This is a genomic window from Micromonospora sp. DT178 (genome assembly GCF_049841695.1).
Lineage (GTDB): Bacteria > Actinomycetota > Actinomycetes > Mycobacteriales > Micromonosporaceae > Micromonospora.
This window is the reverse complement of the sequence record NZ_JBNCKV010000005.1, coordinates 308907-322723: the sequence shown is the minus strand read 5'-3', so window position 1 is coordinate 322723 and position 13817 is coordinate 308907. Positions and strand designations below refer to the sequence as shown.

General features: G+C 73.4%; 15 protein-coding genes and 1 tRNA gene. 7 read left to right on the top strand and 9 right to left on the bottom strand.

Translation table 11 applies throughout. The annotated features are described in order from the left end of the window. Positions 1 to 111: 111 nt before the first annotated feature. A complete protein-coding gene (locus ACLQ22_RS12365; protein WP_425692386.1) occupies positions 112 to 1239 on the bottom strand; it encodes a PP2C family protein-serine/threonine phosphatase in 1128 nt (375 codons plus the stop codon). 100 nt (positions 1240 to 1339) lie between these two features. Further along, positions 1340 to 1981, bottom strand: coding sequence for a septal ring lytic transglycosylase RlpA family protein (locus tag ACLQ22_RS12360; RefSeq protein WP_425692385.1), 642 nt, complete (start codon positions 1979 to 1981; stop codon positions 1340 to 1342). Between the two features lie 232 nt (positions 1982 to 2213). On the opposite strand from ACLQ22_RS12360, the gene ACLQ22_RS12355 reads away from it, so the two are divergent. Further along, positions 2214 to 2765 carry a phosphoribosyltransferase family protein gene (locus tag ACLQ22_RS12355; RefSeq protein ID WP_425692384.1) on the top strand — a complete coding sequence of 184 codons (552 nt, stop codon included), beginning with the start codon at positions 2214 to 2216 and terminating at the stop codon, positions 2763 to 2765. 138 nt (positions 2766 to 2903) lie between these two features. On the opposite strand, the gene ACLQ22_RS12350 is transcribed toward ACLQ22_RS12355, so the two are convergent. Then, on the bottom strand, positions 2904 to 3440 hold the full coding sequence (locus ACLQ22_RS12350; RefSeq protein WP_425692383.1) for an alpha/beta hydrolase: 537 nt from the start codon (positions 3438 to 3440) through the stop codon (positions 2904 to 2906). A 104-nt stretch (positions 3441 to 3544) separates the two neighbouring features. Here ACLQ22_RS12350 and ACLQ22_RS12345 point away from each other — a divergent pair, with 104 nt between their 5' ends. Continuing rightward, positions 3545 to 3976, top strand: a complete 432-nt coding sequence (locus tag ACLQ22_RS12345; RefSeq protein ID WP_425692382.1) for an ASCH domain-containing protein — start codon at positions 3545 to 3547, stop codon at positions 3974 to 3976. 75 nt (positions 3977 to 4051) lie between these two features. Here the strand turns inward: ACLQ22_RS12345 and ACLQ22_RS12340 are convergent, their stop codons facing one another. Next, entirely contained in the window at positions 4052 to 4933 is an 882-nt protein-coding gene (locus ACLQ22_RS12340; RefSeq protein WP_425692381.1) for an LLM class flavin-dependent oxidoreductase, read from the bottom strand. A 110-nt stretch (positions 4934 to 5043) separates the two neighbouring features. Here ACLQ22_RS12340 and ACLQ22_RS12335 point away from each other — a divergent pair, with 110 nt between their 5' ends. Next, positions 5044 to 5364: a PadR family transcriptional regulator gene (locus ACLQ22_RS12335; RefSeq protein ID WP_425692477.1), complete on the top strand. Its 321-nt coding sequence runs from the start codon at positions 5044 to 5046 to the stop codon at positions 5362 to 5364. Positions 5365 to 5527: 163 nt separating this feature from the next. Further along, entirely contained in the window at positions 5528 to 6625 is a 1098-nt protein-coding gene (locus ACLQ22_RS12330; RefSeq protein ID WP_425692380.1) for a hypothetical protein, read from the top strand. Positions 6626 to 6658: 33 nt separating this feature from the next. Here ACLQ22_RS12330 and ACLQ22_RS12325 read toward each other — a convergent pair whose 3' ends face one another. Both ACLQ22_RS12325 and ACLQ22_RS12320 read right to left on the bottom strand, forming a co-directional pair. Then, the gene (locus ACLQ22_RS12325; RefSeq protein WP_425692379.1) at positions 6659 to 7438 is read right to left on the bottom strand and encodes a DUF4253 domain-containing protein; all 780 of its coding nucleotides are present in this window, start codon (positions 7436 to 7438) and stop codon (positions 6659 to 6661) included. 95 nt (positions 7439 to 7533) lie between these two features. Then, complete coding sequence (locus tag ACLQ22_RS12320; RefSeq protein ID WP_425692378.1) at positions 7534 to 8235, bottom strand: SAM-dependent methyltransferase; 702 nt, start codon at positions 8233 to 8235, stop codon at positions 7534 to 7536. A 562-nt stretch (positions 8236 to 8797) separates the two neighbouring features. Here ACLQ22_RS12320 and ACLQ22_RS12315 point away from each other — a divergent pair. Then, complete coding sequence (locus ACLQ22_RS12315) at positions 8798 to 9610, top strand: alpha/beta fold hydrolase (RefSeq protein ID WP_425692377.1); 813 nt, start codon at positions 8798 to 8800, stop codon at positions 9608 to 9610. A 233-nt stretch (positions 9611 to 9843) separates the two neighbouring features. Here the strand turns inward: ACLQ22_RS12315 and ACLQ22_RS12310 are convergent. Then, positions 9844 to 9917, bottom strand: a tRNA-Gly gene (locus ACLQ22_RS12310). Between the two features lie 459 nt (positions 9918 to 10376). On the opposite strand from ACLQ22_RS12310, the gene ACLQ22_RS12305 reads away from it, so the two are divergent. Next, positions 10377 to 11363 carry a zinc metalloprotease gene (locus tag ACLQ22_RS12305; protein ID WP_425692376.1) on the top strand — a complete coding sequence of 329 codons (987 nt, stop codon included), beginning with the start codon at positions 10377 to 10379 and terminating at the stop codon, positions 11361 to 11363. 143 nt (positions 11364 to 11506) lie between these two features. Here ACLQ22_RS12305 and ACLQ22_RS12300 read toward each other — a convergent pair whose 3' ends face one another. Beyond that, positions 11507 to 12058 (bottom strand): pyridoxamine 5'-phosphate oxidase family protein, encoded by a 552-nt coding sequence (locus tag ACLQ22_RS12300; protein WP_121397318.1) that lies wholly within the window; start codon positions 12056 to 12058, stop codon positions 11507 to 11509. Between the two features lie 78 nt (positions 12059 to 12136). On the opposite strand from ACLQ22_RS12300, the gene dcd reads away from it, so the two are divergent. Then, positions 12137 to 12715: a dCTP deaminase gene (gene dcd / locus ACLQ22_RS12295; RefSeq protein WP_121397319.1), complete on the top strand. Its 579-nt coding sequence runs from the start codon at positions 12137 to 12139 to the stop codon at positions 12713 to 12715. Positions 12716 to 12769: 54 nt separating this feature from the next. Here the strand turns inward: dcd and ACLQ22_RS12290 are convergent, their stop codons facing one another. Then, a complete protein-coding gene (locus ACLQ22_RS12290) occupies positions 12770 to 13810 on the bottom strand; it encodes an NlpC/P60 family protein (RefSeq protein ID WP_425692375.1) in 1041 nt (346 codons plus the stop codon). Positions 13811 to 13817: the final 7 nt, after the last annotated feature.

Here is a 13817-nt window from a genome sequence, read left to right as displayed (position 1 = left end):
TAACCCCGACTGTATTACCGATGGGTAGGCAGCGACAAGCCGATCACCGAAGTGACGGCGATTACACACTTCCCGTTCGGGTTGCGGAAGGGGGCGTCGAGCCCGCCCGGCTCAGCTCTCGGCCGCGCCGACTTCCCAGCTCGGCACGGCGACCGTGGCGGCGGCGCGCGAGCCCGTGTACTCCATCAGGACCAGGGCGATGTCGTCGTCGAGCCGGCCGTGCACCCACTCGACCAGAGCGGTCTCCAGCGAGGCGAGCCCGTCGCCGACGGTGCCGTGGCCGAGCAGCCGCCAGGCCCGGTCGGCGGTCGGGAAGAACTCCCCGTCCCGGCGCGCCTCGCCGAGCCCGTCGGTGAAGAGCAGCAGCCGGTCGCCGGGCTCGAGCCGCTCGACCCGGGGGCGTACCACCGGCATGAAGCCCAGCGGCGGGGCGGGGGCCGGCGGTTCGAGCGGGATGACGGCGCCCCGGCGCAGCAGCAGCGGCGGCGGGTGGCCGCAGTTGACGATGGTGAGCGTCCCGCCCCGCTCCTCGACCAGTGCGGCGGTGACGAAGTCCTCGTCGCCCACGCTCCGGGCCACCGCCCGGTCCAGATCGGTCACGACGGCCCGCAGGTCCGCCCGCTCGTACGCCACGTGCCGGTACGAGCCGAGCACGATGCTGGCCAGCCGCACCGCGTCGAGGCCCTTGCCCCGCACGTCGCCGATGATCATCCGTACCCCGTACGGCGTGTCGACCGCCTCGTACAGGTCGCCGCCGATCTCGGCAGTGGCGGTGGACGAGATGTAGCGGGCGGCCACCGAGAGCGAGCCCACCTGTGGCCCGAGCGGGCGCAGCACGGCCTGCTGGGCGACCGAGGCGAGTCGGGACAGCTCGGCGATCCGCTCGGCCTGCCGCTGCCGTACGGCCGCCGTGGCCACCGCGATGGCGGTACCCAGCGCGATGCCCGCGACGGCGACCGTGGTGGGCAGCGCGACGGCCTCCTCCCAGAGGGCGAAGCCGGCCCCCAGGGCCGTGGCGGCCAGGCCCACGCCGAGCACGATCCGCCACGACGCCAGCGCGGCCGTCAGGAACGGCGCGGCCACCATGAGCGCGATGTAGTTCGCCGGACGGCCGTCGGCCAGCTCCACGGCCGAGACGATCGCGAGCAGGACGAAGGCCGCGCCGAGGCCGGCGCGGGATCCGGGGCTCAGCGGGCCGGGGCCCGACTGGAAGGGTCGCGTGCGTACGAGGGACAGCATGCCTGATGGACGTGAGCGGGTGAATGAACCTGGCCCGTCGGGCGAGCATGTTCTGCCCACCCGGATCGTGTCACCGGGCCGATCGCCAACCGGCCGGCGCTCAGCCGAGCACCTCGTACCGGACCTCCACGTGACCGGCGTCGAGCGAGGCGATCTCGGCGAACGCGGCGCGGGACAGGTCCAGGCAGCGCCCCTCGATGAACGGGCCCCGGTCGTTGACGCGCACCGTCACGGACTTGCCGTTCGCCGGGTTGGTCACCCGGACCCTCGTGTCGAACGGCAGGGTCTTGTGGGCGGCGGTCAGCGCGGACGGATCGAAGTTCTCGCCGTTGGCGGTGAGCTGCCCCTCGGAGTAGAACGAGGCGCCGCACGAGCCGCTGTCGACGACCGGGCGGGCGGTGCTGCTCTTCTTCGTCACGGTGGGCTTCGGCGCGGCGGTGCGTGGCTTGCTCCGGGAGGGAGCCTGGGCAGACCGGCTGGCCTTGGGGCTGGCGGTCGCGCTCGGCGACGCGCTGGCGCTCGGCGTAACGGCCGGCGGGGCGGCCGGCGAGGTGGGGGCCGCACTGGTCGGGAGGTCGCTGGGCGCGAGGTCGACCGCGGCCGGCCGGGCGGGCTCCGCGCCCGAGGTCAGCTGGACGGCGCCGACGGTGCCGCCGACGGCGAGGGCGACCCCGACCGCCGCGGTGGCCGCGATGCCGGCCGGCGAGGAGAACATGCGGGTACGGGAGTGCCTGCCAGCCACCGGTGCGGTCCTTTCGTCTTACGAGCAAATCGGGTCGGACCGTAACGAGAGAAGCACATCCGAAGTCAACGTGATCATGGCGGTATGACCGCAATTGCAGTGATACGTGTAGCCGATCATCCGAGTCGACGTGGGCCGGGCGGCCCGGGTGCGGGCGGCCCGGCGTTCCGCAGCCGGATGCGGGGGCGAGGGCCGCGCCGCCCGGGTGGCTCCCGTGGCGCAGGATGAGTCCATGCCCTCCGAGCTGAGCGGACGCCTCGCCGCGCTGGTCAGGTGGATCGATCCCGGCCCCGGCGCCACCCACCTGGTCAGCGACGTCTCCGGCTGGTGGCGGGACCCGGATGTCCTCGCCCGGCTGGGACCGGCCCTCGTGGCGCCGTTCCGGGCCGCCCGGCCGACGGTGGTGGTCTCGCCGGCGGTCACCGGCTACCTGCTCGGCCCGCTCGCCGCGACGGCGCTCGGGGTCGGCTTCGTGCCGGCGCACAAGCCGGGCGACGGCCGGCTGCCCGCCGGGCCGCTCACCTGGGCGCAGAGCCCGCCGGACTTCCGGGGCCGACGGGTCGACCTGGCCGTACGCGACCACGGCCTCGAAAGGGGCGACCGGGTGCTGGTGGTGGACGACTGGGTGGCCACCGGGGCGCAGGTCCGCGCGCTCTACGAGATCTGTGCCGCGCGGGGTGCGGAACCGGTCGGCACTGCCACGGTCGTACTCGACTGCCCCCCGGCGGTCGCCGCCGAACTGCGCGTCCGGGGAATCCTGGGCGGTGCCGACCTGACGGCTTGACCTGCACCTCGGTTCAGGTCGGTGGCCCGGGGCCGCGCGGCACGGCGACGCGCACGTGGTCAAGCTGGTCGACGCGGTCCTGGAGGCGCATGCGGCGAGCGGCGACGAGCGGAGGCTCGCCGCCGCCGGCTATGCCGGTCAGCTGAGCTGAACGAACGTCTCGACGGCCGTGCAGACCCGGCCGAGCGCCTCCGCCGAGCGGGCCAGCGGGCCAGGCACCATCAGCGCGTGGTCGGCCCGCTCGATCTCCACCACGTGCGGGGTGAGCCGGCGGGCGAGCGAGCCGTCCCACGACGGGTCCGCCGTGCCGCCCACCAGCAGGAACGGTGCGGTGGCGCGGTGCAGGCCGTCGACCACGGCGGGCACGTGGAGCAGCGGGGTGAGCCAGACGGCCGGCAGCCCGCGGTCGGCCGCGAGCGGCGTGGCCATCGAGCCGAGCGACTTGCCGACCAGCAGGTGCGTCGGCTCGGCGAGGGTCGGGGCGACCTGCCCGATCACCCATTCGATGGCCGGCCCCGGCCCCTCCCGGTCGGGGGCGAACCGCTCCGGCACCTCCCACGAGACGGCGTCCAGGGCGTAGCCGACGCGGCGCAGCGCCTCGCCGGCGTAGACGAAGAGCGGGAACCGGGTGTCGTAGCCCCGGCCGGGGATGAGCACCGCGCGCCTGTCCGCCATGCCGCCTCCCGATCGTCGCCCTACCCACCGTAGCGCCCAGCGCACCGACGGTGGGGGCGGAAATGCCACGACGGGTGATCGACGGCGACGGTACCGTCGGCAGGATGTGGCCTCGGATCGGTGGACTGCGCACCCTCGCCCTCGGCACCCCCGGCGAGCTGCGGACGCGGCTCAACACCCTGGTGCTCGCCGGGGTGAAGACGGCGACCGCCGGGCTGACCACCGAGTACGACGAGGAGGGCGAGGAGCTGGAGCACGCCGACGAGCGGCTGGCCCTCGTCGACGACGAGGACGCGCTGGTCGGCGTCGTGGAGGTCACCGGCGTCGAGGTGGTCCGCTTCGCGGACGTGCCGTGGGACTTCGCCCGTTCCGAAGGGGAGGGCGACCGCTCCATCGAGGAGTGGCGCGCCGGTCACGCCGCCTACTGGGCGCGCGTGGGCACCCCCGTCACCGACGACAGCGAGGTCGTCTGCATCCGGTTCCGGTTGGTCTCCGGCGGCGACGGCGGGATCACCACCGGAGACCTCGGCACCTGAGCGCGCCGGCTCGACGCGTCCGTCGGCCGGCCGGGCCGACGCCTCCGGCACCACCTGCGCCAGGTAGGCGCCCGGTCAGGCGCGACGCAACTCGGGCAGCAGCCGGGTGGCGACGTCCGCCAGGACGGCCTCGTCGCCGGCGTACCAACTGCTGGACCGGGGCCAGTGGGTGACCACGTCGGTGAAGCCGAGGGTGGCGGCCCGGCCGACCTGGTCGGCGAAGAAGTCGGCGCTGCGCAGCGAGAAGACCGGCGCCGAGTCGAGCGAGAGGTAGCGGTCCAGGGCGCCCGGGTCGCGGCCCGCCGCGGCGAGCGTCGCGTCCATCCGGGCGGCGGCCTCGGCCACCCCGTCCCACCAGCTCTCCAGGTCGTCCACCGTGGGCCCGGTGGTGACCCAGCCCTGGCCGAAGCGCGCCACCAGCCGCATCGACCGGGGCCCGTTGGCGGCCACCACGAACGGCACCCGGGGCGTCTGTACGCAGCCCGGGTCGTTGCGCGCGTCCACGGCGGTGAACCACTCCCCGCGCCAGGTCGTGCCGTTCTCGCGCAGGATGAGGTCGAGCAGCTCGGTGAACTCGGCGAACCGGTCCACCCGCTGGCGCGGCGGCAGCGTCTCCCCGCCCAGCACGGCCGAGTCGAAGCCGATGCCGCCGGCACCGAGGCCGAGCAGCAGCCGCCCGCCGGAGACGTCGTCGAGCGCGGTGACCTGGCGGGCGAACGCCGCCGGGTGACGGAAGTTCGGCGAGGCGACCAGCGTGCCGAGCCGGATCCGGGAGGTCGCCGTCGCGGCGGCCGTCAGCGTGGTCACGGAGTCGAACCAGGGTCCGTCGACCAGGTCCCGCCAGCCCAGGTGGTCGTACGTCCAGGCGTGGTCGAAGCCCCACTCGTCCGCCTGCGACCAGCGGCGACGCGAGTCGGACCAACGCTGGTCGGGAAGGATCACGATGCCAATCCGCATGATCGCCAGCCTAGGCCTCGCGGCGGGGGCGGGGCGGGACAGGCCGTCGCCGTCCGCACGGACCTTGACCATATATCGATGATCTGAATATGGTGTCGCCCGTGACCGCGATGCGAGAGCCGACCTTCCTGATCCTCACCGCACTCGCCGGTGGCCCTCGGCACGGCTACGGCATCATCCGCGAGGTCACCGCCCTGTCCGCGCAGCGCGTCACCCTGCTGCCGGGCACCCTCTACGCCGCCCTCGACCGGTTGCACGCGCAAGGGCTCGTCGCGCCCGACCGCGAGGAGATTGTCGACGGCCGGCTCCGCCGCTACTACCGCCTCACCCCGGACGGGATCGGCGCCCTGGACGTCGAGACCGCCCGGCTGCGCCAGCTCGCCACCGCCGCCGAGACCCGGCTGCGCGCGCTCCGCCCCGGCACCGCCTGACCCGCCCCGCTCACCCGCCCCCGCACCACCGACTCCGGGCAGCACGACCGCACCCGCCGCACCCGCACCACCGCTTCCGGGCAGCACGACCGCACTGCCGCACCCGCTCTGGCACCACCGTCTGCCGCACCGCTCCCGGTGCGTACCGATCGGAAGGACAGTCATGCCGACGACCGGCGACCCGCTCGCCCGCCGCTACCGGCGGCTGCTGTTCTGCCACCCCCGCGCCTACCGGCGGGCCCGGGCCGACGAGATGGTCGGGGTCCTGCTGGACGCGGCGCCGCCGGGCCGCACCCGGCCGACGTCACGCGAGGCCGCCAACCTGATCCGGCACGGCCTGCGCTGCCGGCTGGGCCGACCGGCCAGCCGCACGGTCGGCGTCTGGGCCACCCTCACCGCCGTCGTCTGCGGCCTGTTCACCGCCGCGCTCGCCACCCGGGCCGCCTGGGAGACCTCTCCGCCGCAGCCCGACCGGGCCGAGACCGCCGCCGTATTCGCCGCCGTGCTGCCCGGTCACGACCTCGGCGACGTCGACCTGGCGCCGGCGTTCTTCACCTTCTACAGCCAGCCGCTCACCGTCCGGGCGCTCGACAACCTGCTGCTCGGCGACGGCGGCGAATACCAGCAGAGCGCCGTCGTGGCCGGCGCGGCCGGCACACCCCCGATGCCCGCCGACGAGACGCTCGCGCTGGCGCAGCGGCGCCTGCGCGAGACCGGCTGGCAGGTGTACGAGCCGATGGTCCGCAGCAACCCGGGCTGTGTCGACAAGACGTGCGTCCCGGTCGTCACGATCACCGACACCACCCTGCTCGCCCGGCGCGGCGACACGGTCCTCCAACTCCGTGTCGCCGCCCCGCCCTTGCCCGACGGCAGCAACCTGTCGCTGGCCCTGAGCCGGACGGCCCCGCCGGCCGTGCTGCCGGCCGGCGTCGCCGGCGGCCTGCTGGGAGCGGCCCTCGGCTGGCTGGTCTTCGGGTGGGCCAGCCGGCGCACCGAGGCGGGGCACCCCGCCCGGGGAGCGGTCACCGTCCTGCTCGCGATCACCCTGTTCCTCTGGTGGACGCCCGTGCTGCTGGCCGCCCCGAGCCTGCTCCGGCACCACCGCGCCGAGCCGCACCCGACGTGGCACCCGCTGTGGGAGTGGCTGGGCCAGCCGGCGGCCTCACTGCTGTTCGTGGTGGGCGCGGCGAGCGCGCTGCTGGGGCTGGCGCTGGCCGCCGTACCCCGGCGCAGCCCACTGCCGACGACCGCCGTCGGCTGACCGCCGGGGCATCATCCGGCGGGGCGGCCGTCGTCAGTCCCACCAGAACGACCAGGAGTGCATGCCGAGGAGTTCATCGGCATAGGCGGTCAGCGAGCCGGCGCCCTGCCAGACGTTGTCCGGGCAGAAGGCGAAGTGCTCGGCCGCGACCGCCAGGGCGTGCCCGGTGGACGTCGGTGGCGCGGCGACACTGAGGTTCAGGGTGGCGAAGCCGACGCCGACCACCCGTACGCCGAACCGGTCCTCCCAGCTGCGCAGCACCGCCGAGATCTCCCCGGCGTCGCCGGTGTGGTTCGTCGGGCCGGACCAACCCACCACGGCCAGGGTGTCCGCGCTGCGGGTGGCCGGCACGAGCCCGAGACGCGTCCGCCCGTCCACCAGGAACTCCGCGCACTCGTCGGCGAGCACGTCGGGCGCCTCCGTCAGGTCGCCGGGCCTGACGAGACCGGGCCAGTTCCGGCCGAACGGGGCCCTGGCGGCCGACGTCTCGTCCTCGTCGACCGTCGTGCAGCCGGCCCACCATCGGGCCAGCAGTTCCGTCACGTCGTGGCGCTCCGGCGACGACATGTCGGCCGGCCGGACCTCGCCGTCGGCCCACGGGCGGCTCTCGTCGCTCGACAATCCGCTCAGCAGCAGCGGCCACAGCCCGGACTCCGGATGCAGCGCCCGCATCCGCGCCCACAGTCCCGGATCGGCGGGGGCATCGCTCAGCCAGTACGGCGGCGGTCCGCCGTCCTCCGGCTCGACCATGCGGCCGGGCGGCAGTGCCGCTGGCGGTAGCGAACTCAGCAACTGGGAGAGGTCCGGAAGCACGGCGAGAGCGTAGGGGGCCCGTACGACCAATCCCGGCCCTCCCGCGACAACCCGGGCCTACGGGGCCACGAACGGCTCGTCGTGCCGCGAAGCGGTCAGGCCGGTGTCAGGATCAGCCATCCGAAGCCGACGACGTCGCGGTAGCCGGTGAGGTATTCGACGCGCCGCTCGTCGGCGAACGCGCGCGCCTCCGACGTACCGAGGCGTTCGATGCCCGCACGCCAGTCGGACTCGAAGTCGTCCCACTCGGCGAGGGTGGACACGGCGACGTGCAGCGGTCGGAACCCCGCGTCCACGGCGAGCTGGGCCAGGCCGGCCAGGTCGGGCATGTCGCCGAAGGTCTCGCGGACCTGTTCGCCGGGGCTGGCCTGGTAGAAGCCGTCCGCGAACAGCAGTTTGCCGCCGGGCAGGGTGAGCCGGTGCAGCGCGGCGAGGGCTCCCGCGGCGTCGCCCCAGATGTGGCCGGCCCCGACGTTGACGACGAGGTGGGCGGGCCGGTCCCAGGTGGCCGCGTCAGCGCTGTGGAACGTGACCCGGTCGGAGGCGCCCCGCTCCGTCGCCCGCAGCCGGGCCCGCTCGGCGTCGCGCTCCACGCCGTCGCCGGCGATGCCGTGGGCCGCGCACAGCCGCAGGAGCAGCTCGCCGTTGCCGCAGCCAAGGTCCAGGGCTCGCCAACCCGCCCCGGTGGGGGTCAGTCGCCGGATCAGGTCCGCCACCCGCTCCTCGCCGAGCGGCGAGTTGAAGGTCAGGTTGGCCGCGGCGGCGGCCAGGTACGTACTGCGATCCGGGCTGTTCACCGGCACACGGTACGACAGCGGGCCCGTGCCCGAGGGGCGTCGAAATCGACGGTCGGCGCTCCCGTCCTGGTCAGGGCCTTGGCATAAAACGGGAGACGGAAATCGGACCCGCGTTGCTGGCCGTGATGGTGAACGAGGTGGTGTCGTCCGCCGGGCTCACGTCGGTCAGGCTGGCGATGAAATCCGGGCGGAACGTGTACGAGCCCGTGCCCAGTTCGCCCGCCGGGGGTGCCGGCCGGCGCGGTGAGGATGACGTCGGCACGCCACGGACACGGCTGGCTCAACGCATACGATCATGCCCGTGGAGGGTCTGGGAGCCCTCGGCGCGGTGCTCTGCGGCGCGCTGAGTTGCCTGTTCGTCTGTCTGATGCTCTGTGCCGTCGCCGCGGCTTGGGCAACTTGGCCCAGAGGCCGGGGATGACCGGGGCTGATGCCGCGCGACATGACAGAGCACTGATTGCGGCCTGTGAGTGCGCTTCGGCAATGCCACACTGCACGATACGGCGACTGTGTCTATGCGCCGCACTCTGGTGTTACGTCGGGTGTCCAGCGGAGAGGCGGTATGGATCTTGCGCTGCCGGACGGCCGGGTCCTGGGCTGGGCCGAGTACGGCGATCCGGCCGGGCCGCCGGTGGTGTTCCTGCACGGCACGCCGGGCTCTCGGATCAGCCGCCCGGACGACACGGCGTTGGCGGGCGTCCGCCTGATCACCGTGGACCGGCCCGGGTACGGTCGGTCCACACCTGTCCGACAGCCAACGCTCCTCGGCGTCGCTGACGACGTCGGTACGCTGATGAGTTCTCTGCGGATCGAGCGCTTCGGCCTGATCGGGTTCTCTGGTGGGGCACCGTACGCCGTGGCCTGTGGGGCCCGGTTCCCGCATCGACTGACCGGGGTGGTCACAGCAGGCTTCACCGGCCCTTACCGGGAACTGCGCACGGTGCGTGGCTGGCAGCGGTTTCAGGCGTGGGCCTTGCGGACCGTTCCGGGGTTAGGGCGCCGCTACGTGACCCGCGCCGCCGCGTGGTACGCCGAGGATCCGCTCAAACAGCACCGGCAACTGCTTGCCGCGAACCAGGACCCCTGGTTGCAGCCCTACGAGGAGTCCAACCGCGAAGGTGCCCGCCAAGGCGCGGCCGGGCTGGCCGCCGACTGGCTCGCCACCGACATCCGCCCATGGGGGTTCGGCCTGCGCGACGTCCGCTGCCGCGTCCTCATCTGGGCCGGTCGACACGACCCCGGCCGAGCCGTTCCCGACGCACCGCTGATCGCCGCACGGATACCCAACGCCAAGATTCGCATCAGCGAGGACGCAGCCCACACGCCCTCTCCGGCCCGCTGGCAAGCGATGCTGACGTGGGCAACGAGCGGTTGAGAACCGGCGCTCCCAGATGACCCCGGAACCGGAGCGGATTGAAGCACATCCGCTATTCGACATGGCAGGACGTTGGTCGGCGGCCAACCTGCCGCCCCTCGATGGCCGGCCCCTGTCGCACCGGTGCTGTTCAGGGCCCAGGTACTCAAGCTCGCCGAACTGAGCATGATCACGGGTCCGGAGAACGTCGAAGGCCCTGGCTGGGACCGCAGTCCTGACCAGGGCCTTTCGCGTGGAGCGGGTGACGGGAATCGAACCCGCACTGTCAGCTTGGGAAGCTGATGTTCTGCCATTGAACTACACCCGCAGGCGGCACCACTGTACCTGAGTCGTCACGCCGGTGCACCCAGGTACCCCTCCGACACCACCCGCGCCGCGATCTTGGCAGCAAACGGCCCCCAAAGGGGCCTGAACTTACCAAGATCGCGCAGCACCACCGCCCGCCGCACCACCGCCCGCCGCGCCGGCGCCCGCCGCGCCGCCGCCCGCCGCGCCGCGCGCGCCACCCACGCCGCGCCGCCGCCAGCCACGAGCCGCCCGGCAGCGCAGCCCGACGAGCCCGATCCGCGCGCCCTGGTCCGAACCGGGACCGTGAGTCCCGCCCCCATCGCCGTACGTCGATCATGGAACGCGTACCGCCAGGAAAAAGTTCCACGGCGGCAACATATGGGCGTTCTCAAATACCTCGATCGGTTGTAACGTCTGCCCAACGTTCCAGCCACGGCGTGACATACCCCCTGTCGCGCCGCCAGAAAGAGGTGGGCCCATGGGACTCCGTCCCAACCTGCTGACCCGGCGTACGGCCGGTGTCGCGTCGACGACCCTCGCGCTGCTGCTCAGCACCGCCGCCGTGGGTGTCGTGCCGGCCGCTTCGGCCTTCTCCGCCGCCCCGAGCGAGGTCTGCGTCGAGCCGGCCGACGTCCACTCGGACGCCCGCGTCAAGCCCGGCGGCGGCGCCAAGCACGAGCCGAACGAGCTGACCCTCGCGGAGACCCGCGAGCGCGAGGCCGACCTGGCCGCCGCGCTGCGCGAGCGGGCGCGGTTCCGCGCCGGCGCCGGTGCCTCCACGATGGCCGCCACCGTCACCATCCCCGTGGTGGTGCACGTGATCCAGGAGAACAGCACCCGGGCCGGCGGCAACATCCCCGACTCGATGGTCAACTCGCAGATCAGCGTGCTGAACCAGTCGTTCAGCGGGGCGACCGGCGGCGCGTCCACCGCGTTCAACTTCCAGCTCCAGAAGATCAACCGGGTGACGAACCCGTCCTGGTACCCGATCGTGCAGGGTTCCTCGGCGGAGCGGTCGATGAAGACCTCGCTGCGTACGGGCGGCAAGAACACCCTCAACATCTACCTGGGCGAGCTGAGCGACAGCCTGCTCGGCTGGGCGACCTTCCCGACCCGGAAGCTCAGCAGCATGGACGGCGTCGTCGTGCTGAGCGAGTCGCTGCCGGGCGGCACCGCCACCAACTACAACCAGGGCGACACGGGCACCCACGAGGTCGGCCACTGGCTGAACCTCTACCACACCTTCCAGGGCGGCTGCTCCGGCTCGGGCGACAGCGTCAGCGACACCGCGGCCGAGGCGTCGCCGGCCTCGGGCTGCCCGACCGGTCGGGACACCTGCACCGCGCCCGGCGTCGACCCCATCACCAACTTCATGGACTACAGCTACGACTCCTGCATGTACCAGTTCACCGCCGGGCAGGCCAGCCGCATGCTGACCGCCTGGAACGCGTACCGCGCGGCGTAGTTTCCGCCGTACGACCCGCACCGGTGCCGGCCTCTCTCGACGGGGCCGGCACCGGCGTCTGTGCGGCCGGGCACACGGGGGCGGGGCGGGGGTCACGGTGCGGCGCCCCGGAGGGGGGACGCCCCAGGGCGCCGCACCGCGTCTCAGGCGGCGGGGCGGGCGGCGTGGTCGCCGGCGCACCCCGACCGGGTCTCGGGCATGAGCGCGGTGCCGCCGGCGGCCGCGCGGGGGTCGAGCCACACCTGGACGGCGGGCCGGCCGTGCCCCTCGCCGGCGCCGCCCGCGACGCCGGACTCACGGCGGGCCAGCATCGCCACGTCGACGGTGAACTCGAAGACCCGCCAGTCGACCTGCGGCGCGGCCCGGTGACTGCGGGCCAGCCGGGCGACCCGGGCCGGGTCGGTCACCGGTTGGGCGTGGCCGGCGACGTAGGCCTCGTCGTCGCTCTCCTCCGGCGGGAAGGAGTGCAGCGCGTAGCGGCCGTCGCGCTCCAGGTCGCGCCGCTTGGGCGAGTCGACGACGAAGCAGAAGAGCCCCTCGTCGGTGATCACCGGGGAGACCGGGTGCACCCGGGGACCGCCGTCGGCGCGGACGGTGGCCAGGTAGCCGAAGCCCGGCCCGTACTGCTGCATGAGAAGGCGGATCCCGTCGGCGAGGCGGGGCTCGTCGGCGGCGAATTCGGACCAGGAAGCCATGTGGGCATCCTATCGAACAAACGTTCGAACACGCACTCCGACACGCAGGTCACGCGCACCGCTCGCTAAGGTGTGCGGATGCTGCTCTCCGACCGCGACCTGGCCTCCGAGATCGAGGCGGGCACGCTCGCGCTGGAGCCGTTCGAGCCCGCGCTGGTGCAACCGTCCAGCATCGACGTACGCCTGGACAAGCTCTTCCGGGTCTTCAACAACCACCTCTACACCCACATCGACCCCGCGCAGCAGCAGGACGACCTCACGTCGATGGTCGAGGTGCCGGAGGGCGAGCCGTACGTGCTGCATCCGGGCGAGTTCGTGCTCGCCTCGACGCTGGAGGTGATCACGCTCGGCGACCAGCTCGCCGGCCGCCTCGAAGGAAAGAGCTCACTGGGCCGGCTCGGCCTGCTCACCCACTCCACGGCGGGCTTCATCGACCCGGGCTTCTCCGGTCACGTGACCCTCGAACTGTCCAACGTGGCCAACCTGCCGATCACCCTCTGGCCGGGCATGAAGATCGGGCAGCTCTGCATCTTCCGGCTCTCGTCGCCGGCCCAGCACCCGTACGGCTCGGCCGTCTACGGCTCGCGCTACCAGGGGCAGCGCGGGCCGACCCCGAGCCGCTCCTGGCAGCACTGGCGCACCTGGCCGACCCGCTGACCCGACCTGCGGGCCCGCGGAGGGCCCCCGCCGGGCAGGGACCCTCCGCGCGCCTCAGCCAGGTCGGCCGTAGCTGTGGATCGGGCCGTCGTCGACCCTCTTCATCTTGATCGGCACCCCGGCGCGGGAGGCGTGCACCACCCAGCCCCCGCCGACGTACATGCCGACGTGGTGCAGGTCGCTGTAGTAGAAGACGAGGTCACCCGGGCGCAGCTCGCCCCGACTGACGGACGCGGTGGCCCGGCGCTGCTGCGCGGCGTTGTGCGGCAGCGAGACCCCGGCCTTCGCCCAGGCGGCGAGCATCAGGCCGGAGCAGTCGTACGAGTTCGGCCCCTCGGCGCCCCAGACGTAGGGCTTGCCGATCTGCGCGCAGGCGAACTTCACGGCGGTGCCGGCCGCGCCGCCGGGATAGCTGGCGGGGCAGGGTGCGGGGCGCAGCGGCCCGCCGCCGCCGTTGCCGTAGATCCGCAGCCGCAGCTTCTGCAACCGGTCGATCTCGGCGTTGATCTGCTTCTTCTTCGCCGCGAGCTGGGCCTCGGTGCGGCTGAGCTGGACGACCATCTCGTCCAGCGGCGCCTTCTTGGCGGCCAGCCGGTCGCGCAGCTCGGCGACCTGCCGCACGTCCTGCTGCTGGTGCTGGGCGAACCGGTCGAGCAGTTCGAGCTGCCCGACCATCTCGCTCGGTGAGCGGCTGCCCAGCAGGGCGTTGAGGGCGGAGACGTTCTCGCCCTTGTAGGCGCGGGCGGCCAGCGCGGCCACCTTCTCCATCGCCTGGTCGACCTGCTTCTCCAGCGGCCCGATCTGCGCGGCGAGCGCGTCGGCCTGCTTCCGCCTGGCGGCCAGGTCCTGTCGGGTGGCGTTGTGCCGTTCGATGACCGGTTCGAGCTTGTTCCAGTCCTCGTCGATCTGCCGCTCGATCTCGGCGACCGTCGGTTCGGCATGGGCCGCCGTGGCGCCGCCGGTCAGGACGACGGCGAACGCGGCCAGGGCGGCGAGGGCGGTGGTGCAGCGGTACCAGCGTGGGCGCGGCGCAGCCGTCACCGGGTCGGCGAGGGCCGACCGGGTCGACGGTGGCCGCGGGGCATGGTGTGCCACCGGGCTT

Bases quoted from the DNA above. Each gene is read 5' to 3' on its own strand.
- ACLQ22_RS12355 (WP_425692384.1), top strand. From the start codon at position 2,214: ATGCCCTCCGAGCTGAGCGGACGCCTCGCCGCGCTGGTCAGGTGGATC.
- ACLQ22_RS12305 (WP_425692376.1), top strand. From the start codon at position 10,377: ATGGGACTCCGTCCCAACCTGCTGACCCGGCGTACGGCCGGTGTCGCG.
- dcd (WP_121397319.1), top strand. From the start codon at position 12,137: ATGCTGCTCTCCGACCGCGACCTGGCCTCCGAGATCGAGGCGGGCACG.
- ACLQ22_RS12345 (WP_425692382.1), top strand. From the start codon at position 3,545: ATGTGGCCTCGGATCGGTGGACTGCGCACCCTCGCCCTCGGCACCCCC.
- ACLQ22_RS12350 (WP_425692383.1), bottom strand. From the start codon at position 3,440: ATGGCGGACAGGCGCGCGGTGCTCATCCCCGGCCGGGGCTACGACACC.
- ACLQ22_RS12335 (WP_425692477.1), top strand. From the start codon at position 5,044: ATGCGAGAGCCGACCTTCCTGATCCTCACCGCACTCGCCGGTGGCCCT.
- ACLQ22_RS12330 (WP_425692380.1), top strand. From the start codon at position 5,528: ATGCCGACGACCGGCGACCCGCTCGCCCGCCGCTACCGGCGGCTGCTG.
- ACLQ22_RS12365 (WP_425692386.1), bottom strand. From the start codon at position 1,239: ATGCTGTCCCTCGTACGCACGCGACCCTTCCAGTCGGGCCCCGGCCCG.
- ACLQ22_RS12300 (WP_121397318.1), bottom strand. From the start codon at position 12,058: ATGGCTTCCTGGTCCGAATTCGCCGCCGACGAGCCCCGCCTCGCCGAC.
- ACLQ22_RS12340 (WP_425692381.1), bottom strand. From the start codon at position 4,933: ATGCGGATTGGCATCGTGATCCTTCCCGACCAGCGTTGGTCCGACTCG.
- ACLQ22_RS12315 (WP_425692377.1), top strand. From the start codon at position 8,798: ATGGATCTTGCGCTGCCGGACGGCCGGGTCCTGGGCTGGGCCGAGTAC.